Source organism: Micrococcus sp. iso_26 (assembly GCF_056172975.1).
This window is the reverse complement of record NZ_CM149652.1, coordinates 1,309,396-1,330,160: the sequence shown is the minus strand read 5'-3', so window position 1 is coordinate 1,330,160 and position 20,765 is coordinate 1,309,396. Positions and strand designations below refer to the sequence as shown.

The window sequence follows — 20,765 nt, the reverse complement described above, 5'->3', positions numbered from 1 at the left end:
GGCGTCCGTCCGTCCCGACAGGAGGGCCCCTCATGATCGCCTCGCTCAGCGGCACCGTCGAGCACGTGGCCCTCGACCGGGCGGTCATCGCCGTCGGCGGCCTGGGTGTGCAGTTCTCCGCCACCCCGCAGACGCTGGCCACCCTGCACGAGGGCCGGCCGGGGGCGGTGCAGACCCACCTCGTGGTCAAGGAGGACGCCCTGACCCTCTACGGCTTCGCGGACCGCGACGAGCGCGAGGTGTTCGAGGTGCTCATCACGGCCAACGGCGTGGGTCCCCGCCTCGCCCTGGCGATCCTCTCCGTCCACCACCCCGAGACCGTGCGCCGGGCGGTCACCGAGGAGGACGAGAAGACCCTCACCCGCGTGCCCGGCATCGGGCCGAAGATGGCGCGCAAGATCATCGTCGAGCTCTCCGGCCGCCTCGCGCCCACCGGGGAGCCGGTGCCCGAGGCGGAGGCCGAGGCGAGCGCCGAGCCGACCGTCGAGGCGCTCTGGCACGCCGACGTCGTGCAGGCGATGGCCGGCCTGGGCTGGTCCGAGAAGGAGGCGCTCAAGGCCGTCGAGGCCACCGTGGCGGCCCGCCCGGAGCTGGACGAGGGCCGCGACGTCGCCGCGCTGCTGCGTGCCACCCTGCGCGACGTCGGCATGGCCGGCTCTGTGCGAGGCGGGCGATGAGCGCGGAGTCCTCGCCGCTGTCCGCGGCGGCCGTCGACCCGGAGGAGCGTCGGCTCGAGGCCGCGCTGCGCCCCAAGCACCTGGACGAGTTCGTGGGCCAGATGCGCGTGCGCGAGCAGCTGGACCTCATGCTCGCCTCCGCCCGGCTGCGCGACCGCGCCGCGGACCACGTCCTGCTCTCCGGTCCGCCCGGGCTCGGCAAGACCACGCTGGCGATGATCGTGGCCGCGGAGATGAACGCCCCCCTGCGGCTGTCCTCCGGCCCCGCGATCCAGCATGCGGGCGACCTCGCGGCCATCCTGTCCTCGCTCACCGAGGGCGAGGTGCTCTTCCTCGACGAGATCCACCGGATGTCCCGCCCGGCCGAGGAGATGCTCTACATGGCCATGGAGGACTTCCGGGTGGACATCGTGGTGGGCAAGGGCGCCGGCGCCACCTCGATCCCGCTCGAGCTGCCGCCCTTCACGCTCGTCGGCGCCACCACGCGGGCCGGCCTCCTGCCGGGGCCGCTGCGCGACCGCTTCGGCTTCACGGGCCATCTGGACTTCTACACCGAGGTGGAGCTCGAGCGCGTCCTGCGCCGCTCCGCCCTGCTGCTGGACATGCGGCTGGCCACGGAGGGGTACCGGCAGATCGCCCGGCGCTCGCGCGGCACCCCGCGCATCGCCAACCGCTTGCTGCGCCGCGTGCGGGACTGGGCGCTCGTGAAGGGGCTGGCCGAGGTCGGCGCGCACGACGCCGCCGCCGCCCTGGACATGTACGAGGTCGACGGGCGCGGCCTGGACCGGCTCGACCGGTCCGTGCTCACGGCCCTGTGCACCACGTTCGGCGGCGGGCCCGTGGGGCTCAGCACGCTGGCCACCGCCGTGGGGGAGGAGGCCGAGACCGTGGAGACCGTGGCCGAGCCCTTCCTCATCCGCGAGGGCATGGTGGCGCGGACCCCCCGTGGCCGCGTCGCGCTGCCGGGGGCCTGGGAGCACCTGGGCCTCGCCGCTCCGGAGGCCACGCCGGGGCCGTGACGCCCAGGGCGGGCCCCTACACTGGACAGGCCCGCCCACCCCGAGCATCAGGAGTCCCCCATGCCCGTCGCCACCGCCGCGACCCTGCCCGTGATCGCCCAGCAGGCCCAGGGGGGTGGCGGCAGCCTGCTCATGCTCATCGCCTTCGCCCTGCTCGCGGTGATGCTCTTCCTCTCCTTCCGCAAGGGCAAGAAGATGCAGCAGCAGCAGGCGCAGATGCGCAGCACCCTCGCCCCAGGCGTCGAGGTCATGACGGGCGCCGGCATCTTCGGCACCGTCGTGGCCGTGGACACCGAGGGCCAGCGGGTGACGCTGGAGACCGCCCCGGGCACCCGCATGGACGTGCACCTGCAGGGCGTCACCACCGTCGTGGAGCCGGAGACGGCCGCCGCGCCCACCACGGACCCGTCGCGTCTGGATGACGCCCCCGGCACCGAGTACCGCGCCGACGACGCCGACGACCCGCGTCCGCGCCGCGACGACCTGGCCTGAGGCCCACCCACCCCTGCACACGCGGCCCCGCCTGGCGGGGCCGCTCGAATGTGACGGAAGCACCTGAGCAATGGCGAAGAGAACACCCACCGGCTCCGCCGGGCGCACCCTGGCCTGGCTGGCCGCCCTCCTCGTGGTCCTGGCCGCGATCCTCGGCGGGGGCGTGGCCTCCGGCGCGGCCTCCTGGGCTCCCAAGCTCGCCCTCGACCTCGAGGGCGGCACGCAGATGGTGCTGGCCCCCCAGACCTCGACGGGCGAGTCCGTCACCCCCGAGCAGCTGGACCAGGCCGTGGAGATCATCCGCCAGCGTGTGGACGGCTCCGGCGTGGCCGAGGCGGAGGTCGCCACGCAGGGCTCCCAGAACGTGGTCGTCTCCCTGCCCGGGGTCCCGGACGAGGAGACCCGCCGCCTGATCCAGGCGTCCGCGGACATGCAGTTCCGCCCCGTGCTGCAGTCCGGCCCGGGGGAGGCCACCCCCGAGGACCAGCGCCTGCCAGAAGACCAGCTGCCGAAGCCCGACGGGGAGCCGGCGGACGCCTACGACCCGAACTGGGTCACCCCGGCCCTGCTGGCCGAGTTCCAGGCCACGGACTGCACCGCCCCGCGGGACCCGGCCGCGCCCCCGCCGCCGTCCGACCGGGCGATCGTCGCCTGCCAGCCCTCCGAGGAGCTCGCCGACGGCGCCGTCACGCCGGCCCAGAAGTACATCCTGGGCCCCGTGGTCATCCCGGGCACCCAGATCAAGGGCGCGTCCAACGGCATGGCCCAGGCCCAGGGCGGCGTCTCCACCAACCAGTGGGTCGTCAACATCGAGTTCGACGAGGAGGGCACCAAGGCCTTCACGGAGGTCACCCAGAAGCTCACCCCGTACCCCGAGGGCGACCCGCGCAAGCAGTTCGCGATCCTGCTGGACGGGGACGTGATCTCCGCGCCGCAGTCCAACGTGGTCATCACCAACGGCAGCGCGCAGATCAGCGGCCCCACCCTGAACGAGCAGACGACGGCGCAGTTGGCCGAGCAGCTCAACTACGGCTCCCTGCCGATCTCCTTCTCGATCGAGTCCGAGCAGCAGATCTCCGCCACGCTCGGCCGGGACCAGCTCTTCTGGGGCCTGATCGCCGGCCTGATCGGCCTCGGCCTCGTGGCCGTGTACCAGTTCTTCCAGTATCGGGCCCTGGGCCTGCTGACCTTCGCCTCGATCATCGTGGCGGGCGTGCTGACGTGGCTGACCATCGCGATCCTGGGCTGGACGGACAACTACCGCCTGTCCCTCGCGGGCATCGCCGGGCTCATCGTGGCGATCGGTCTGACGGCGGACTCGTTCATCGTCTACTTCGAACGCATCAAGGACGAGCTGCGCGCGGGCCACACCGTGCCCGTCGCCGTGCACGAGGGCTGGAAGCGCGCCCGGCGGACGATCACCGCGTCCAAGGCCGTGAACCTGCTGGCCGCCGTCGTGCTGTACTTCGTGGCCGTCGGCAACGTGCGCGGCTTCGCGTTCACCCTCGGCCTCACCGCGATCGCCGACCTGATCGTGGTGTTCATGTTCACCCACCCGCTCATGGTGCTGTTGGCCCAGACCCGCTTCGTGGGCGAGGGACACCCGATGTCCGGACTGGACCCGTCGCTGCTGGGCGGGCCGTCCCTGTATCAGGGCGCCGGCCGCTTCCGCGAGCCCGCCCACGCCCCCCGCACCGGGCTCCCGGCGGAGGACTCCGACGAGCCGGCTGACGCGGCGGCCGCCGACGCCCCGCGCCCGCTCGTCGCGACGGGCGCCCCCCGCGCGGGCTCGTCCGCCCGGGGGGGCGGCCGCCGCTCGCGCACCGCGCCGCCCATGACGATCGCCGAGCGACGCCGCGCCGAGCGACGCCGCCAGGAGGAGGACCAGTGAACCGCTTCGCCGACTGGGGCAACGCCCTCTACTCGGGCCGCATCTCCTACCCGTTCATCCAGCGCTGGCGGCGGTGGTTCGCCCTCGCCGCCCTGCTGCTCGTCCTCGCCGGCGGCCTGACCGCCCTCCGCGGTGGCTTCAACCTCGGCATCGAGTTCCGGGGCGGCTCCGAGTTCACCGTCTCGCAGACGGCCTCCACCGACGTGGCCGCGGGCGAGCGCGCCGTGACCGACGTGCTGGCCGACGGCCACGCCACCGTCACGAACGTCGCCCCGGGCACCGTGCGCGTCCAGACCGAGCAGCTCGACGACGCCCAGACCCGAGCCGTGGCCGCGAACCTGCAGGAGGCCTACGGCGTCGGCCAGGACCAGGTGACCTCGACCTTCGTGGGGCCGACCTGGGGCGCCGCGGTGTCGCAGCAGGCCCTGATCGGCCTGGTGATCTTCGTGGTGCTCGTGACCCTGTTCATGGCCGTGTACTTCCGCACCTGGAAGATGTCCCTGGCCGCCGTGCTCGGCATGCTCTACGTGGTCGCGCTGACCGCCGGCATCTACGGCGCCACCGGCTTCGAGATCACGCCGTCGGCCATCATCGGCTTCCTCACGATCCTGTCGTACGCGCTCTACGACACCGTGGTGGTCTTCGACAAGATCCGCGAGAACACGATCGGGGCCGAGGAGGACCCGGAGCGCTCCTTCGTCGAGAACGTGAACCTCGCGGTGAACCAGACGCTCGTCCGGTCCATCACGACCTCCGTCGTCGGCATCCTGCCGGTCGGCTCGATCCTGTTCATCGGCGCGGGGCTGCTCGGTGCCGGCACGCTGCGGGACATCGCGCTCGCGCTGTTCGTGGGCATCATCGTGGGCACCCTGTCCACCCTGTTCCTCCAGGCGCCGCTGTACGCCCTGCTGCGCCGCAACGACCCGGACGTGCGCGACCACGACGCCCGGGCCGCGGCCCGCGCCGCCCGGGAGCGTGCCTCAGAGGCGGTCACCGATCCCGACGTCGCCCCCTGGGACGACGGCGCGCGACTCTGACGGAGCCGCTGCGGCCCCGGTGGTCTTCCTGGGGCGGGGTGGGACGGGCGCGGGTAGACTCGCCGATCATCCCGGCCGGAGCGGTCGGGGCCGCACGAGTCAGGAGGCGTGGCCCATGAGCGAGCAGGACCCCACTCCCGCCCCGGCCCGTCCCGCCCCGGCCCGTCCCGCCCCGGTCCGGCCCCGCAGCCGGATCGCACGCCTGACCGGCCGGCACGCCACCGAGTACTCGCCCCTGCTCGAGCCGCTGATGCGCACCGTGCGGCAGCGAGCCACCAAGACCGAGCTGGCCGAGATCGTCCGCGCCTTCGAGGTCGCCCGCGCGGCACACGAGGGGCAGATGCGGCGCTCCGGGGACCCGTACATCACCCACCCCGTCGCGGTCGCCACGATCCTCGCCGAGATCGGCGTGACGGGCCCGACGCTCCTGGCGGCCCTGCTGCACGACACCGTCGAGGACACGGACTACTCCCTGGAGCGCCTCCGCGCCGACTTCGGCTCCGAGGTCGCCCTCCTCGTGGACGGCGTGACCAAGCTGGACAAGGTGACCTACGGCGCCGCGGCGCAGGCCGAGACCGTGCGCAAGATGGTCATCGCGATGGCCCAGGACGTGAACGTCCTGCTCATCAAGCTCGCCGACCGGCTGCACAACGCGCGGACGTGGCGGTACGTCTCCCCGGAGTCCAGCGCCCGCAAGGCCCAGGAGACCTTGGACATCTACGCCCCGCTGGCCCACCGGCTCGGCATGAACACCGTCAAGTGGGAGCTCGAGGACCTCTCCTTCGCCGCCCTCAAGCCCAAGATGTACGCGGAGATCGTGCGCCTCGTGGGGGAGCGCAACCCGGAGCGGGAGAAGCACATCGCGGCGCTGCGCACCGTGATCGAGGAGCACCTGCGCGAGCACCGGATCCGGGCGACCGTCACCGGACGGCCGAAGCACTACTACTCGATCTACCAGAAGATGGTGACGCGCGGGAAGGACTTCGACGACATCCACGACCTCACGGGCATCCGGGTGCTCGTGGACTCCGTGCGTGACTGCTACGCCGTGCTCGGCGTCATCCACGCGCGCTGGAACCCGGTCCCGGGCCGGTTCAAGGACTACATCGCGGTCCCGAAGCTCAACATGTACCGCTCCCTGCACACCACGGTGATGGTGCCGGGCGGCAAGCCGGTGGAGATCCAGATCCGCACGCAGGAGATGCACCGCCAGGCCGAGTACGGCGTCGCCGCGCACTGGCGGTACAAGGCCCAGGTCGCCGGCCAGGCGCCGGTGCAGGCCACGCCGGCCTGGCTGCGCTCGGTGATGGACTGGCAGGCGGACACCCGGGACCCGGACGAGTTCCTCGCCTCGCTGCGCACCCAGATCGGGGCGGACGAGGTGTACGTCTTCACGCCGAAGGGGGAGATCCGCACCCTGCCGGCCGGCTCCACGCCCGTGGACTTCGCCTACGCCATCCACACCGACGTCGGCCACCGCACCATCGGCGCCCGGGTCAACGACAAGCTCGTCCCGCTGTCCACGCCGCTCAGCCACGGCGACACCGTGGAGGTCTTCACCTCGCGCGCCGAGGACGCGGGGCCGAGCCGGGATTGGCTGGGCTTCGTGGTCTCGCCGCGGGCCCGGTCCAAGATCCGTCACCACTTCGCCACGCAGCGCCGCGACGAGCAGGCCGACCGGGGACGCGAGTCGCTGACCCGTCAGCTGCGCAAGGCCGGCATGGCCGTGCAGCAGGTGCTCGGCGGCGAGGAGCTGGTGCAGGTGGCCACGGATCTCGGCTACGCGGACCTCGACGGGCTGTTCGTGGCCCTCGGCGACGGCCACGTGTCCGCCCAGTCCGTGCAGGAACGCGTCGCGGAGCGCCTCGCTCCGCCGACGTCGACGCAGGCCGAGCCGGAGGGCGAGCTGACCGTCGGCGAGGTGGACCTGCAGGAGCTGGTCCCGGCCCAGTCGCGGCGCGCCCCCGCGCGGGCCACCAACGACGCCGGCGTGCTCGTGGACGGCGACGGCGGCGTCATGGCCAAGCTGGCACGGTGCTGCAACCCGGTGCCGCCGGACGCCATCGACGGGTTCGTCACCCGCGGCTCCGGGGTCTCCGTGCACCGGGTCGACTGTCCCAACCTGGCGACCCTGCTCGCGCAGGAGCCGGAGCGCCGCACCCCGGTCAGCTGGGCGCCGTCGCGGGACACCGTCTACCTGGTGGAGATCCAGATCGAGGCGCTGGACCGCAAGTCGCTGCTCTCCGACGTCACCCGGGTCCTCTCCGAGAACCACGTGAACATCCTCTCGGCCTCCGTGAACACCACCCGCGACCGCGTGGCGATGAGCCGGTTCGTCTTCGAGATGGGCGACCCCCGGTTCCTCGGCCACGTGATCGACGCGGTGCGCCGCATCGACGGCGTCTTCGACGTGCACCGCACCTGAGCCTCCCGGCCTCAGTCGGGGACGTCCAGCGCCGCCAGCAGCGCGCCCAGCCGGCGCCGGGCCGCCACGACGCCGGCACGGCGGGTCCGGCGGGCCAGCCGCTCCCGCAGCCCGGCGGCGCCGTGGGCGCCGATCACGGCGGCCGCGCGCCGCGCCGCATCCGGGTCGGCGCTGAGCAGCAGGTCTTCGACTGTCCGGGCGGGCGTCGTGACCCGCACGGGGCCGAAGCGGAGCACGTCGTGCTCGGCGGGGGCGACGCCCGTGGCATCGGCCGCGACGTCCGACTGCGTGAGCGTCCAGGGCAGCAGGCCCCCGCCGGCGGGGCGCCGGTGGAAGTGCGGCACGGCCGCGTGCAGCCGCCCGGGCGCCGCGCCGCCGGCCAGGATCCAGGCCGCCGACGGGCCGATCGCGGTCCAGCCGGCGGCCAGGAGCGGGCCGCCGAGGGTCCACAGGGCAGCGGCCCGGACCGCGGGATCGTCCGCGGCGTCCGGCCGCGCCCACACCCCGGGCAGCAGCGGCCGCACGGCGCCCCGCGCGCCGAGCGCCTGCAGCTCCGGCTCCGTGAAGGGGTCGCCCGCCAGCACGAGTGCCCCGGTCGGGGCGGTCTCCTCGATCGTCACGGTCGTCATGCCCGGATCCTGCCAGAGACGGGGACGCCCCCGCGGCCGCCTGTGGACAGGCGGGCCGCGGGGGCGTGCTCGAGACGGGTGGGGCTCAGCGGAGCTCGGAGGCCGAGGCCTCGAGGGCCTGCTTCCACTGCAGGCGCGCGTCGAGCGCCTCCTGGGCCTTCTTGACGGCGCGCTGGTCGCCCCGGGCCTGGGCCCGGGCGAGATCCGCCTCGAGCCCCGCGATGGTCTCCTCGAGCTGCGTGAGGGCGGAGTTCGTGCGGGCCTTGGTCTCCGGGTCGGTGCGGCGCCAGTGCTCGTTCTCCGCCTGCTTGAGGGCGTCCTCGAGCTTGCGGAAGCCCTCCTCCATCCGGCGGACGTCCCCGCGGGGCACGCGGCCGGCATCCTCCCACCGCCCGCGCAGCTCGTTGAGCGCGCGCCGTCCGGCCTTGACGTCCGTGAACGGGAGCAGCTTCTGGCCGTCGGCGAGGATCTGCTCCTTCACCTTCAGGTTGGCCCCGTACTCGCGGTCGATCTCCTGGTTCGCGGCCTTGCGGGCGGCGAAGAAGACGTCCTGGGCGGCGCGGAAGCGGGCCCAGAGGGCGTCGTCCTCCTTGCGGGAGGCCCGGGGGGCGCGCTTCCACTCGTCCATCAGGTCGCGGTACTTGCCGGCGGTCACGCCCCAGTCGGTGGAGGTGGACAGCTCCTCGGCACGGGCGATGAGACGCTCCTTGACCTGCTTGGCCTCGGCCGAGGCGGCGTCCAGCCGGGAGAAGTGGGCGCGGCGGGTCTTGTCGAACGCGGTGCGGGCGCCGCGGAAGCGCTTCCACAGGTCGTCCTCGACCGACTTGGCCAGACGCGGACCGGCCTTCTGGGCGGCCTTCCACTCCTCGAACAGCTCCGTCATGCGCTTGGACGCGGTCTTCCAGGGCATCCGCTCGGCCGGGGTCTGGGCGAAGGTCTCGGCCTCGGCGACGATGGCCTCGCGGGTGGCCAGCTGCTCGGCCTGGGCGGCCTGCCGGGCCTCCTGTTCCGCGGCGCGGTAGTCGCCCAGGAGGGTCTCCAGGGCCGCCAGGCGGGTGCGGAGGGCGTCCATGTCGCCGACCATGTGGCGCTCGTTCACCGCGGTCGTCATCTGACCCAGCGCCCGGCCCAGCTCACCCGAGGGGGCGCCGGCGGCGATGCGCTGCTCGAACAGGGCCATCTGGGCGCGCACGTCGTCGTACTTGCGCACGAAGTACGCCAGCGCGTCCTCGGTGCTCGCGTCCGGCACCTGGCCGACCGCGTGCTCCTCCTGCCCGTCCAGCAGCGTGACGTGGCCGTCCTCGCTCACCCGGGCGAACCTGGCGGCCTCCTCCACCGGGGTGGGCGGCACGGTCGGGGCCACGACGGGGGCCGGGGCGACGGACGCGGCGGCGGGCGTCGCGGGGCGCACGGCGGCCGGGCTGGCCTTCTTCATCGCGGCCGGGGAGGGCACGGCGGGCGTCTCGGCGGGCTGGGAGGAATCACCGTGCGCCGGGGCGTCGGGGACGATCTCGGGGACGGGCCGGGCCTCGGCGGGCACGGTCGTATCGGCGGCCTCGGCCGACGCGGGGGTGGACTCGGTGGCGGGGGACTGCTGGTCGTCGGGCTGCATGTGATTGGTCACCGCTGGAACTCTCCCTGACTGCGCCGGCACGCAGTCGTCGAGGGATGCGGCCGGTCGGGATGGACACGAACAGGGCCAGCGTACCGGGCCGGACAGCGCCCGCGCCTAGAATGGGCCGGTGCGCCGGCGGGGGACCGTCGCGCGTCCCCGCCGTCGTCGTCTCGAAGGATCGCCATGTCCCGCAAGGCCTCCCTGTCCGGTTTCCACGAGTGGCTGCCCGCCGAGCGGCTCGTGGAGCAGCACGTGCTCGACACGCTGCGGCGGACCTTCGAGCTGCACGGGTTCGCCGGCATCGAGACCCGTGCCGTGGAGACCCTGGGCCAGCTGCTGCGCAAGGGCGAGGTGGACAAGGAGGTCTACGCGGTCTCGCGCCTGGCCGAGGACGAGGAGGTCGCCGCGGGCCTGCGCGATCCCAAGGACCCGGCCGACCCCAAGCGCCTGGCCCTGCACTTCGACCTCACCGTGCCGTTCGCCCGCTACGTCGTGGAGAACGCCGGCCACCTCGCCTTCCCCTTCCGTCGCTACCAGATGCAGAAGGTCTGGCGCGGGGAGCGCCCTCAGGAGGGCCGCGCCCGCGAGTTCACCCAGGCGGACATCGACGTCGTCGGCGACGGCGCCCTCTCGCCCCGGTACGACGCCGACGTCGCACTGGTGATGGCCGAGGCGCTCGGCGCCCTGCCGATCGGCGACTTCCTCATCCGCGTGAACAACCGCAAGCTCGCCGAGGGCTTCTACCGGGGCATCGGCCTGGAGGACACCGCCGGCGTGCTGCGCAGCATCGACAAGCTGGAGAAGGTCGGCCCGGAGGAGGTCGCGCGGCTGCTCCAGGAGGAGGTCGGCGCGAGCCCCGAGCAGGCTGCGCAGGCGCTGGCCCTGGCGGACATCCGCACGTCGGACACCTCGTTCGTCGAGCGGGTCCGCGCCCTGGGGGTGACCCACGAGCTGCTCGAGGAGGGGCTGACCGAGCTGGCCGACGTCGTCGCCACCCTGCACCGCCGCGCCCCCGGGCGCGCCGTGGCGGACCTGTCCATCGCGCGCGGCCTGGACTACTACACGGGCACCGTCTACGAGACCGTCCTGGTGGGCCACGAGCAGCTCGGCTCGATCTGCTCGGGCGGCCGCTACGACGCGCTCGCGTCCAAGGGGAACCGCGTGTTCCCCGGTGTCGGACTGTCCATCGGCGTGACGCGGCTGGTGATGCGCATGCTGTCCCAGCAGATGGCCGTGGCCTCCCGCTCCGTGCCGACCGCGGTGTACGTGGCGCTGACGGCGGACGAGGACTGGTCCGAGGCCCAGGACGTCGCGGCCCTGCTGCGGGAGCGCGGCATCCCCGCGGAGGTCGCGGTGTCCGCGGAGAAGTTCGGCAAGCAGATCAAGTATGCGGACCGCCGCGGCATCCCGTTCGTCTGGTTCATGGGTCGGGACGACGCCGGCGCGCGGGTCCACGAGGTGAAGGACATCCGCTCCGGCGAGCAGCACGCCGCGGACCCGGCCGACTGGACCCCGCCGGCCGAGGACCTGCTGCCGCAGGTCGCCCGCGCGCAGGACTGAGCGGACGCGGCCGCTATGCCGGCCCCGGTGTGCGGCGGCGGTGGGTGTCTGCGCGTCGGGTCACCGGCCCCGGCGCCCGGCCCGCACGAACGCGCGCCCGCCCACCCCGATCAGGAACACGCCCGCCATCGCGGCCACGGACATCGGCGGCAGGCTGAGGGCGAGCAGCAGGCACAGGGCCAGGCCGAGGACGTTGACGGCGCGGGGCACGCGCAGCGGGCGCGGCCGGGCCGGGCGGCGGCCGTCGTCGTCCCCGCGCAGGGTCAGGGCGGACAGGTTCGCCACCGCGTAGTAGACGAGCACGCCGAACGAGCTGAAGCCCACCACGGTGAGGATGTCCGTGGTGAGCAGGAGCAGGATCACGGCCGCGGCCACCGTCAGCTGAGCCGTCCACGGCGTGCCGGTCCCCGCATGGACCCGTGCCAGGGGGCGGGGCAGGTCGGACTCGCGGGCCATGGCCAGGGCGGTGCGGGAGATGCCCGTCAGCAGGTTGAGCATGGCCCCGGCCGCGGCGAGGGCGGCGCCGGCCACCGCCACCCAGCCCCAGCCGGAGCCCAGGGCGGTCTCGAGCAGGTCGCGCACGGGCGCCGGGGACCGGGCCAGCCCGGAGGTCCCGAGGCCCGAGATCAGCGCCGTGGCGAGCAGCAGGTACAACGCCACGGTCACGGCGAGGGCGATCAGGATGGCGCGCGGGATCGTGCGTGCGGGGTCGATGACCTCCTCACCCATGGTGGCCACGCGCGCGTAGCCGGCGAACGCGAAGAACAGGACGCCCGCGCCCATGAGCACGCCCTGCACGGGGGAGTCGACGCCGAGCGCCGCGGCCGAGCCCCCGGGGGCCTCGCGCGCCAGGCCTGCGCCGATGGCCAACACGAGCACGGCGAGCACGGGCACGAGGATCGCCAACGTCGCCTGCGCGGTCCGCGTCACGCCCGCCATCGCCACCCCGGTGAGCACGACGACGGCGGCCACGCCCGTCCACCGGGCCGCGGCGGCGTCGTCGGGGAAGAGGTACAGGCCGAGGGTGGCCGCCATCGCGGCCACCGACGCGGTCTTGCCCGTGACGAAGCCCCAGCCGGCGACGAAGCCGGCCCACGGGTGCAGCTGCCGCCGGCCGTAGACGTAGGCGCCGCCGGACTCGGGGTGGACGGTGGCCAGCTGCGCCGTGGACAGGGCGTTGCACAGGGCCGCGACGGCCGCGACCGCCAGGGCCCCGTACAGCAGGCCGGGGTGGCCGCCGGTGAGCGCGGCCGCCAGGCCGATCGCGGTGAACACGCCCGCGCCGATCATCGAGCCGAGGCCGATCGCGACGGCGTGGAGCAGGGTCAGGCGGCGCTGCAGGGCGGCGGTCATGACGGGGTCCTCCTGGGCTGGGGCAGTGTGGACGGGGCACTAGACTGACGGGAACGGCGCGCGCCCGCCCCGCAGGCGTATCACACGGCGTCGACCATCACATGAACCCCGCACATCGTCCGGCGACCGGACGGAGAGGATCCTCGTGCTGCGCACCCACTCCCTCGGCGAGCTCAACGCCTCGCTCATCGGCCAGACCGTCACCGTCACCGGCTGGGTGGCGCGGCGGCGCGACCACGGCGGCGTGGCCTTCGTGGACCTGCGCGACGCCTCGGGCTTCGCCCAGGTCGTGGTGCGGGAGGAGGCGGACTTCGACCCGCTGCGCAACGAGTGGGTCCTGCAGGTCACCGGCACGGTCGAGCGCCGCCCCGAGGGCAACGAGAACCCGAACCTGCCCTCCGGCGAGATCGAGCTGATCGCGGAGACCGTGACGGTGCTCAACACCGCCGCCGCGCTGCCGTTCCAGGTGGACGAGCACGTGGAGGTCGGCGAGGAGGCCCGGCTGCGCCACCGCTACCTGGACCTGCGCCGCCCGCAGCCCTCGCGCATCATGCGCCTGCGCTCCGAGGTCAACCGGACGGCGCGCGAGCTCCTGCACGGCGAGGGCTTCGTGGAGGTCGAGACCCCGACCCTCACGCGCTCGACGCCGGAGGGCGCCCGCGACTTCCTCGTCCCGGCCCGCCTGGCTCCCGGCTCCTGGTACGCCCTGCCGCAGTCGCCGCAGCTGTTCAAGCAGCTGCTGCAGGTGGGCGGGATCGAGAAGTACTACCAGATCGCCCGCTGCTACCGGGACGAGGACTTCCGCGCGGACCGACAGCCCGAGTTCACCCAGCTGGACATCGAGGCCTCCTTCGTGGAGCAGGACGACGTGATCGCCCTCGGCGAGAAGATCGTCAAGGCCCTGTGGGCCCTCGTCGGGGTGGACGTGCCGACGCCGATCCGCCGGATGACCTACGCCGAGGCGATGGAGAAGTACGGCTCGGACAAGCCGGACCTGCGCTTCGGCCTCGAGCTGACGGACCTGACCGAGTACTTCAAGGACACCCCGTTCCGCGTGTTCCAGAACGAGTACGTGGGCGCCGTCGTGATGCCGGGCGGCGCCTCCCAGGCCCGCCGCACCCTCGACGCGTGGCAGGAGTGGGCCAAGCAGCGCGGCGCCAAGGGCCTGGCCTACGTGCTCATACAGGAGGACGGCGAGCTGACCGGTCCGGTGTCCAAGAACATCTCCGAGGAGGAGAAGGCCGGGCTGGCCGCCGCCGTGGGCGCGAACCCGGGCGACTGCGTGTTCTTCGCCGCCGGCAAGCCGAAGGAGTCCCGCGCGCTGCTGGGTGCGGCCCGCGTGGAGATCGGCCGTCGCTGCGGGCTGTTCACCGACGCCGGTGACGGCGTGGCCGCGAAGGACGCCGACTGGGCGTTCGTGTGGGTCGTGGACGCGCCGATGTTCGAGCCGGCGGCCGACGCCGTGGCCTCGGGCGACGTCGCCGTGGGCGCGGGCGCCTGGACCGCCGTGCACCACGCGTTCACCTCGCCCAAGCCGGAGTTCGCGGACACCTTCGACACCGACCCGGGCTCGGCCCTGGCCTACGCCTACGACATCGTGTGCAACGGCAACGAGATCGGCGGCGGTTCCATCCGCATCCACCGTCAGGACGTGCAGGAGCGCGTGTTCGAGGTCATGGGCCTGTCCCCGGAGGAGGCGAACGAGAAGTTCGGCTTCCTGCTCGAGGGCTTCAAGTACGGCGCCCCGCCGCACGGCGGCATCGCGTTCGGCTGGGACCGCGTGGTCGCCCTGCTGGCCGGCACCGACTCGATCCGCGAGGTCATCGCGTTCCCGAAGACCGGCGGCGGCTTCGACCCGCTGACGGCCGCACCGGCGCCCATCACCGCCCAGCAGCGCAAGGAGGCCGGCGTCGACGCGCAGCCGGAGCCGAAGCAGGCCGAGGCCGAGCCGGGAGCCTGATCCGGGCCCGCGGCGGGCCCGCCTCAGCCGCGCCGCGGACCGGCCAGCTCGTCCGAGTCCACGATCAGCGTGAACGGCCCGGAGTTGGTGAGGGAGACGTCCATCTTCGCGCCGAACACCCCGCGCTCCACGCGCACGCCGGCGGCCTCGAGCTCGGCCGTGAACCGCTCGTAGAGCGGCTCGGCCTGGTTGCCCTTCGCCGCGCGCGTCCAGGACGGCCGCCGGCCCTTCCGCACGTCGCCGTACAGCGTGAACTGGCTGACGACGAGCGCCGGGGCACCGGCGTCGGTGAGGGACCGCTCGCCGTCGAGCATGCGGAGCCCGGCCACCTTGCGGGCCACCTGGACGGCCTCGGCCTCGGTGTCGTCGACGGTCACGCCGAGCAGGATCACCAGCCCCTCGCCCTCGAAGGAGCCGACGACTTTGCCGTCGACGGTCACGGACGCGGAACGGGCGCGTTGCAGAACGGCTCTCATGCAGCCATTCTGCAACGCGCCCGGAACCGGTCCGCGTCAGCGGATCACTGACGACGGGTCGGATTCACCTCGTACACGGTGGTCGAGCCGGAGACCTCGTTGGCGACGATCAGCAGGGCGGTGCCGGAGGGGGACTCGTCGGCCGGCACGAAGGTCAGGCCCTCGGCGCCCATGTCACCCAGGCCGGCCGTGGCGTCGTCGCCCGCGGCATCCCAGTCACGGTCGTTGACGTAGTCCACGTAGGTGGCGTTCCGCGGGTCGGTGATGTCGAAGACCACCACGCCGCCGATGCGCTCGAGGCCCACGAACGCGTAGGTGCGGCCCTGGATCGTGCCCACCACTACGGACTCGGGCTCGGGGCCCTTGTCATCCGAACGGGAGTCCCCGGACGGGGTCTCGTCGTTGTTCGCGTTGAACGCGTGCTCCGGCAGCTCGCCGGCGGCCACGAGCCGGGCGATCTGCTCCTCGATCATGCCGGCGGAGTCGAACAGGCGGGTGCCGTCCGCGGTGTAGATGGAGAAGGACCGGCCGCCCAGTGTGGTCAGGGAGGAGTGGCACTCGCGCTCAGAGTCGTAGCCGAGGTCGGTGAGCACCTTCAGGCGGCCCAGGGCATCCTTCTTCTGCAGGGCCTTGGCCCCCGGGAACTCGGCGGCGCACAGGTCCAGGTCGCTGACGCGCTCGGAGTCGTTGAAGTCGCCCCACTCCCGCCCGTCACCCTCGTTGGCGGTGACGACCAGGTTCTGACCGCGCCAGCGGTACGTGTCGATGCCGTCGGGCATGGGCAGGCCGTCGACCGGCCAGTGGCCCAGCTCGATGCCGCCGTCCTTGTCCGAGGCGTCCAGCACGCCCTCGGTGGACCAATCGGTGGGCGTCAGCGCCCAGAGGTCCTCCAGCGTGGCGGACTTCAGGTCCACGACGGCGACGGCGTTGGCCTCCTGCACGGACACGTAGGCGGTGCGTCCGGTCGGGTCGACGGTGACGTACTCCGGCTCGAGGTTGCGAGCCACCCGACCGGCGGGCTCGTGACCGGCGGGCACCGCCATATCGGGGCCGGAGACGCGCACGCCGGCGGGCAGGGCGGTGCCGGCGTCGTAGGCACGGAAGTCCACGGTGCGCACCGCGTCCTGGGTCAGGCGGGAGAACTGCCGGGCGTTCTTCGGTACGGAGACCACGGAGATCGTGCCCTCCGGGTCGACGGAGAAGTCGTCGGCCGGTTCGCCCTCGTTGGCGACCACCACGTACGCCCCGTTCGGGGAGAAGGCCAGCGAGTCCGGCAGGGCACCCACCCGCACGCCGCCGAGGTAGCGCAGGGTGGTGGTGTCGAAGAACACGACCCAGCCGTGGTCGGTCTTCTCGGCGGCCTCGACGGCGACGGCCATCACACCGCCGGAGACAGCGACGGAGTTCACCGTGGCGCCCTTGTCCGTGACGGAGCCGTCCGCGGTGCGCAGGCCCTCGGCGGAGAGGGTCCGCTCGGCCACGGGGGCGGCGTCGGCGCCCAGGCGCATGACGTCGACGGCGCCGCGCTGCGCATTCACCACGAACAGGCGGCCGGAGACCGCGTCGAAGGCCGGGATCTCGGCGGCGGACTCGCCGAACACGCCGGTCTCGTGGGTGCCGGCGCGGGTGAGCTCGATGCTCTTGCCGGACGGGTTGGCGGCGATGGCGGCGCGCTGGGCCGTGGCCGAGTGCGGGGCGGGCGCGCTGAGGGAGGCCGGGGCGAGGAAGGCCGTGGACAGGGTCGCGGCGGTGACGGCCGTGGCGAGGCGTGCGAGGCGAGGCATGGATGCTCCAGTCAGGGCAGGGAGGCGGAGGACGGGGTCACCCCATCGCACGGATGTGAACGGTCCGTGACGTCCCGGCCAGCGCGCGGTGTCCCGCGGGTGTCGACGCCCCGGACGCCCCGCGTGCCGTCCGCCGAGGTCAGTCCTCGCTCGGCAGCCCCGCGAGCACCCGCACCGTCGTGAGGTTCCGGGCCGTGCCGCGCACCCCGAGCGCCCGGTCGAGGCGGGCCGGAGTGAGCGGGGAGTCGGCGACCCCCGCGGCGCAGCGCATCCACAGCAGCCGTCCCTCCAGGGCCGTGCGATCCGGCCCCGCGGGTCGGTCGTCCCCGTGGTCGAGCGCGGCCAGGGCGGCGGCCGCCTCGGGTGCGGGGTCGTCCTCGAGCACGGTGAGCTGCGTGCGTTTCGGCTCGCCGCCGGCCCAGGGGAGCGCGTCGTGCAGCTCCAGGGCGCGCCGGAGCGTGCCCACGTCCACGAGGACCACGGGGACGTCGAGGCCGCCCTCCTCACGCGCCCGTCGCGCGAACCCCTGCCGCACGCCCTCCGCGGCTGCGTCGGAGGACGCCCGGAACAGGACGTTGCCGCTGGCCAGGTGGGTGGTGACCGCCTCCCCGCCGGCGGCCTGGGCCCAGCGGATCAGCGTGTCCTTGCCGACACGGTTGCTCCGCCCCACGTTGATCCCGCGCAGCAGCAGGACGTGGGTGTGGTCGGTGCGCGGGGCGGCGGGGCTCATGCGGCCATGATGCCACCCACGCCCCCGCGGGCCGAGGACTACCCTGGACCCGATGGACGACCTCTTCAGCGCCGCCCACAACGGGGCCGACGACGACGGCCCGGCCGGCACCGTGGCCGCCCCGCACCCCGGCGCACCGCTGGCCGTGCGCATGCGCCCGCGCACGCTGGATGACGTGCTGGGCCAGCGGCACCTCATGCGGCCGGGCTCCCCGCTGCGCAAGCTCGCCGAGCCCGATCCGGACTCCGCCGCGGGACCGAGCTCGGTCATCCTCTACGGGCCTCCGGGCATCGGCAAGACGACGCTGGCCCACGTGATCGCCCGCGCCCCCGGGCGCACGTTCACGGAGCTGTCCGCGATCACGGCCGGTGTGAAGGACGTGCGGCAGGTGATGGAGCAGGCCCAGCGCGAACGGGACCTCTACGGGCGCACCACCGTCCTGTTCCTCGATGAGATCCACCGCTTCTCCAAGGCGCAGCAGGACGCGCTGCTGCCGGGCGTCGAGAACCGCTGGGTCGTGCTGGTGGCCGCGACCACGGAGAACCCGTCCTTCTCCGTGATCGCACCCCTGCTCTCCCGGTCGCTGCTGCTCACGCTGCGTCCCCTCACGGACGACGACATCGTCGGGCTGCTGGACCGTGCCGTGACCCAGGAGCGCGGGCTCAACGGCGCCGTGGTGCTCCAGGACGACGCGCGGGACTACCTGGTGCGGATGGCCGGCGGCGACGCGAGGCGGGCGCTCACGGTGCTGGAGGCCGCGGCCGGCGTCGCCCTGGACAAGGCGCGCGAGGCCGGCCGGGCGGGGGAGGGCGCCGTCGCGGTCACGGACGAGGACGCCGCGCAGGCGATGGACCACCACGTCCAGCGCTACGACAAGGACGGCGACCAGCACTACGACGTGATCAGTGCCTTCATCAAGTCCATCCGCGGCTCGGACGTGGACGCGTCGATGCACTACCTCGCCCGGATGCTGGAGGCGGGGGAGGACCCCCGGTTCATCGCCCGGCGGCTGATCATCTCCGCGTCCGAGGACGTGGGCATGGCCGACCCGACCGCGCTGCAGACCGCCGTGGCCGCCGCCCAGGCCGTGCAGCTGATCGGCATGCCGGAGGGACGCATCATCCTGGCGCAGGCCGTGACGCATCTGGCCACCGCGCCGAAGTCCAACGCGAGCTACACCGCCGTGAACGAGGCGATCGCGGACGTGCGGGCCGGCCACACGGGCGCGGTGCCGGCGCACCTGCGGGACGCGCACTACCCCGGCGCGGCGGCCCTCGGCCACGGCCAGGGCTACGTCTACAGCCACGACGAGCCGCACGCCGTCGCCCGTCAGCAGTACGCGCCGGACCCCCTGGTCGGGAGGGACTATTACCGGCCCAAGCCCATCGGACACGAGAAGCGGCTCACCGAGCAGGTGGCCGCGCTGCGCCGGATCATCCGCGGCGACTGAGCGCGCGCCGGGCCCGAGGGCGGACGCCTCGGGCGGCCGCGCGGAATAAAGACCCCGGATCACCGGTTGTCCAGGGATGAGCGGGGCGGTCGACGTCGGCCCGCCGACTCCTCGCCCGCTCGCGCCCCCATGCACCACCGACGCACAGAAGGAACAGAAGGAGCCGCCCCCATGACCCAGTCCACTCCGCAGCAGTCCACCCCCCAGCACACCGCCGCGCAGCAGCCGGCCCCGTACGGCCGCCCCGGCGCCGGCGGCCCCGCCCTCCCGCAGGCCGACTACCGCATCCTGCGCTCCGTCCCGGCCTACGCCGAGGCCCAGGCCCTCGTGGACCAGCTCTCCGACGCCGGGTTCCCCGTGGAGCGCGTGCGCATCGTGGGCACCGGGCTGCGCTCCGTGGAGCAGGTCCTGGGCCGGATGACCACCGGCAAGGCCGCCGTCCGCGGCGGGCTGCAGGGCCTGTGGTTCGGCCTCCTGCTCGGCCTGCTCTTCTCGATCTTCGCCCCCGGCTTCGGGTTCCTCTGGATCCTGCTGATCTCCCTGGGCCTGGGCGCCCTGTGGGGGGCCGTCTTCGGGGCGATCGGCCACGCGGCCACCGGCGGCAGGCGCGACTTCACGTCCCTGCAGACCATGGAGGCCGAGTCGTACGACGTGCTGGTCGAGGCCTCCCACCTGGACCAGGCCGGTCAGCTCCTCGGCGCGGACCCCGGCACCGCGGCCACGCCGCGCGCCTGAGCCCCGGCCCGCCCCGTCGTCGTCGCTCTGGTAAGGTGGACCGGTCTGGCAGGCGCTGCGCCCCGGACGCATCCCCCTCGAACGGTCCACGGGACACCCGCGTGCCCGGTCGAGGGACGCGCAGCGCATCAGTGGATGACGGGCGGCGGCACGCCCCTCAGCTCTCCTCAGGATCGCGGGGAGGCCAGGTTCGAGTCCCCTTGACCCGTGTGCCCCGGCGCGCGGACGAGACCTCGAGACAAACCCGAACCGTGCCGCACGTCAAGGAAAGGCAGGTCCACCATGAGTGGCAACCTTCGCACCCGCCGCACCGTGCGGCACTCCCGCGCCCTGGGCATCGCGCTGACCCCCAAGGCCGAGAAGTACATGGAGCGTCGTCCGTACGGCCCCGGCCAGCACGGCCGTGCCCGCCGCAAGCAGGACTCGGACTACGCGGTGCGCCTCAAGGAGAAGCAGCGTCTGCGCGCCCAGTACAACATCCGCGAGGCCCAGATGCGCCGCTACTTCGAGGAGGCCAAGCGCACCGCCGGCCTGACCGGTGAGAACCTGGTCGAGCTCCTCGAGCAGCGCCTCGACGCCCTCGTGCTGCGTGCCGGCTTCGCCCGCACCATCCAGCAGGCCCGTCAGCTCGTCGTGCACCGCCACATCCTGGTGGACGGCAAGCGCGTGGACGTCCCCTCGTTCCGCGTGAAGGAGGGCCAGATGATCCACGTGCACGAGCGCTCGGAGAAGATGGTCCCCTTCCAGCTGGCCGCCGCCGGCGCCCACCAGCAGGTCCTGCCCGCCACCCCGGGCTACCTGACCGTGGAGATCGACAAGCTGCGCGCCACCCTCACCCGTCGCCCGAAGCGCTCCGAGGTCCCCGTGACCTGCGAGGAGCAGCTCGTGGTCGAGTACTACGCGCGCTGATCCGCCGCGGCCGGGTCCGTCCC

At 73.6% G+C, this 20,765-nt stretch carries 17 protein-coding genes; 11 read left to right on the top strand and 6 right to left on the bottom strand.

Going from position 1 to position 20,765, the window contains the following annotated elements; translation table 11 throughout:
• Nucleotides 1-32 precede the first annotated feature (32 nt).
• The 6 genes from ruvA (at nucleotide 33) to AC0VX0_RS06095 (ending at nucleotide 7,541) form a co-directional block, all read left to right on the top strand.
• Nucleotides 33-677 (top strand): Holliday junction branch migration protein RuvA, encoded by a 645-nt coding sequence (gene ruvA / locus AC0VX0_RS06120; RefSeq protein WP_036317942.1) that lies wholly within the window; start codon nucleotides 33-35, stop codon nucleotides 675-677.
• Nucleotides 674-1,696, top strand: coding sequence for a Holliday junction branch migration DNA helicase RuvB (gene ruvB / locus AC0VX0_RS06115; protein WP_036317944.1), 1,023 nt, complete (start codon nucleotides 674-676; stop codon nucleotides 1,694-1,696). Before ruvA ends, ruvB begins: the two co-directional genes overlap by 4 nt.
• 60 nt (nucleotides 1,697-1,756) lie before the next feature.
• Entirely contained in the window at nucleotides 1,757-2,188 is a 432-nt protein-coding gene (locus tag AC0VX0_RS06110) for a preprotein translocase subunit YajC (protein WP_036317946.1), read from the top strand.
• Between the two features lie 70 nt (nucleotides 2,189-2,258).
• On the top strand, nucleotides 2,259-4,079 hold the full coding sequence (gene secD / locus AC0VX0_RS06105) for a protein translocase subunit SecD (RefSeq protein WP_036317949.1): 1,821 nt from the start codon (nucleotides 2,259-2,261) through the stop codon (nucleotides 4,077-4,079).
• Entirely contained in the window at nucleotides 4,076-5,116 is a 1,041-nt protein-coding gene (gene secF / locus AC0VX0_RS06100) for a protein translocase subunit SecF (RefSeq protein WP_036317952.1), read from the top strand. Before secD ends, secF begins: the two co-directional genes overlap by 4 nt.
• 115 nt (nucleotides 5,117-5,231) lie before the next feature.
• Nucleotides 5,232-7,541, top strand: a complete 2,310-nt coding sequence (locus AC0VX0_RS06095; protein ID WP_069941678.1) for a RelA/SpoT family protein — start codon at nucleotides 5,232-5,234, stop codon at nucleotides 7,539-7,541.
• A gap of 11 nt (nucleotides 7,542-7,552) precedes the next feature.
• Here the strand turns inward: AC0VX0_RS06095 and AC0VX0_RS06090 are convergent, their stop codons facing one another.
• Both AC0VX0_RS06090 and AC0VX0_RS06085 read right to left on the bottom strand, forming a co-directional pair.
• Nucleotides 7,553-8,170, bottom strand: coding sequence for a hypothetical protein (locus tag AC0VX0_RS06090; RefSeq protein WP_036380977.1), 618 nt, complete (start codon nucleotides 8,168-8,170; stop codon nucleotides 7,553-7,555).
• An 85-nt stretch (nucleotides 8,171-8,255) separates the two neighbouring features.
• Complete coding sequence (locus tag AC0VX0_RS06085) at nucleotides 8,256-9,794, bottom strand: DUF349 domain-containing protein (RefSeq protein WP_044659821.1); 1,539 nt, start codon at nucleotides 9,792-9,794, stop codon at nucleotides 8,256-8,258.
• A gap of 174 nt (nucleotides 9,795-9,968) precedes the next feature.
• On the opposite strand from AC0VX0_RS06085, the gene hisS reads away from it, so the two are divergent.
• A complete protein-coding gene (hisS, locus tag AC0VX0_RS06080) occupies nucleotides 9,969-11,345 on the top strand; it encodes a histidine--tRNA ligase (RefSeq protein WP_036313678.1) in 1,377 nt (458 codons plus the stop codon).
• Between the two features lie 60 nt (nucleotides 11,346-11,405).
• On the opposite strand, the gene AC0VX0_RS06075 is transcribed toward hisS, so the two are convergent.
• Complete coding sequence (locus tag AC0VX0_RS06075; protein WP_044659820.1) at nucleotides 11,406-12,698, bottom strand: APC family permease; 1,293 nt, start codon at nucleotides 12,696-12,698, stop codon at nucleotides 11,406-11,408.
• Between the two features lie 145 nt (nucleotides 12,699-12,843).
• On the opposite strand from AC0VX0_RS06075, the gene aspS reads away from it, so the two are divergent.
• Complete coding sequence (gene aspS / locus AC0VX0_RS06070; protein ID WP_377635851.1) at nucleotides 12,844-14,658, top strand: aspartate--tRNA ligase; 1,815 nt, start codon at nucleotides 12,844-12,846, stop codon at nucleotides 14,656-14,658.
• Between the two features lie 23 nt (nucleotides 14,659-14,681).
• On the opposite strand, the gene dtd is transcribed toward aspS, so the two are convergent.
• The 3 genes from dtd to AC0VX0_RS06055 form a co-directional block, all read right to left on the bottom strand.
• A complete protein-coding gene (dtd, locus tag AC0VX0_RS06065) occupies nucleotides 14,682-15,134 on the bottom strand; it encodes a D-aminoacyl-tRNA deacylase (protein WP_044659818.1) in 453 nt (150 codons plus the stop codon).
• 44 nt (nucleotides 15,135-15,178) lie between these two features.
• Complete coding sequence (locus AC0VX0_RS06060; protein ID WP_044659817.1) at nucleotides 15,179-16,918, bottom strand: choice-of-anchor I family protein; 1,740 nt, start codon at nucleotides 16,916-16,918, stop codon at nucleotides 15,179-15,181.
• A 139-nt stretch (nucleotides 16,919-17,057) separates the two neighbouring features.
• Nucleotides 17,058-17,648, bottom strand: coding sequence for a DUF1697 domain-containing protein (locus AC0VX0_RS06055; protein ID WP_044659816.1), 591 nt, complete (start codon nucleotides 17,646-17,648; stop codon nucleotides 17,058-17,060).
• A 52-nt stretch (nucleotides 17,649-17,700) separates the two neighbouring features.
• On the opposite strand from AC0VX0_RS06055, the gene AC0VX0_RS06050 reads away from it, so the two are divergent.
• The 3 genes from AC0VX0_RS06050 to rpsD all read left to right on the top strand — a co-directional run bounded on the left by AC0VX0_RS06050 (nucleotide 17,701) and on the right by rpsD (nucleotide 20,742).
• Nucleotides 17,701-19,098: a replication-associated recombination protein A gene (locus tag AC0VX0_RS06050; RefSeq protein ID WP_044659815.1), complete on the top strand. Its 1,398-nt coding sequence runs from the start codon at nucleotides 17,701-17,703 to the stop codon at nucleotides 19,096-19,098.
• A 171-nt stretch (nucleotides 19,099-19,269) separates the two neighbouring features.
• Nucleotides 19,270-19,833, top strand: a complete 564-nt coding sequence (locus AC0VX0_RS06045) for a general stress protein (protein WP_020621560.1) — start codon at nucleotides 19,270-19,272, stop codon at nucleotides 19,831-19,833.
• A gap of 282 nt (nucleotides 19,834-20,115) precedes the next feature.
• On the top strand, nucleotides 20,116-20,742 hold the full coding sequence (gene rpsD / locus AC0VX0_RS06040) for a 30S ribosomal protein S4 (protein WP_020621561.1): 627 nt from the start codon (nucleotides 20,116-20,118) through the stop codon (nucleotides 20,740-20,742).
• The last annotated feature ends 23 nt before the right edge of the window (nucleotides 20,743-20,765 follow it).

Bases quoted from the DNA above. Each gene is read 5' to 3' on its own strand.
- ruvA (WP_036317942.1), top strand. From the start codon at position 33: ATGATCGCCTCGCTCAGCGGCACCGTCGAGCACGTGGCCCTCGACCGG.
- AC0VX0_RS06075 (WP_044659820.1), bottom strand. From the start codon at position 12,698: ATGACCGCCGCCCTGCAGCGCCGCCTGACCCTGCTCCACGCCGTCGCG.
- ruvB (WP_036317944.1), top strand. From the start codon at position 674: ATGAGCGCGGAGTCCTCGCCGCTGTCCGCGGCGGCCGTCGACCCGGAG.
- AC0VX0_RS06055 (WP_044659816.1), bottom strand. From the start codon at position 17,648: ATGAGCCCCGCCGCCCCGCGCACCGACCACACCCACGTCCTGCTGCTG.
- AC0VX0_RS06095 (WP_069941678.1), top strand. From the start codon at position 5,232: ATGAGCGAGCAGGACCCCACTCCCGCCCCGGCCCGTCCCGCCCCGGCC.
- secD (WP_036317949.1), top strand. From the start codon at position 2,259: ATGGCGAAGAGAACACCCACCGGCTCCGCCGGGCGCACCCTGGCCTGG.
- rpsD (WP_020621561.1), top strand. From the start codon at position 20,116: ATGAGTGGCAACCTTCGCACCCGCCGCACCGTGCGGCACTCCCGCGCC.
- AC0VX0_RS06090 (WP_036380977.1), bottom strand. From the start codon at position 8,170: ATGACGACCGTGACGATCGAGGAGACCGCCCCGACCGGGGCACTCGTG.
- hisS (WP_036313678.1), top strand. From the start codon at position 9,969: ATGTCCCGCAAGGCCTCCCTGTCCGGTTTCCACGAGTGGCTGCCCGCC.
- AC0VX0_RS06050 (WP_044659815.1), top strand. From the start codon at position 17,701: ATGGACGACCTCTTCAGCGCCGCCCACAACGGGGCCGACGACGACGGC.
- AC0VX0_RS06060 (WP_044659817.1), bottom strand. From the start codon at position 16,918: ATGCCTCGCCTCGCACGCCTCGCCACGGCCGTCACCGCCGCGACCCTG.
- AC0VX0_RS06110 (WP_036317946.1), top strand. From the start codon at position 1,757: ATGCCCGTCGCCACCGCCGCGACCCTGCCCGTGATCGCCCAGCAGGCC.
- dtd (WP_044659818.1), bottom strand. From the start codon at position 15,134: ATGAGAGCCGTTCTGCAACGCGCCCGTTCCGCGTCCGTGACCGTCGAC.
- AC0VX0_RS06045 (WP_020621560.1), top strand. From the start codon at position 19,270: ATGACCCAGTCCACTCCGCAGCAGTCCACCCCCCAGCACACCGCCGCG.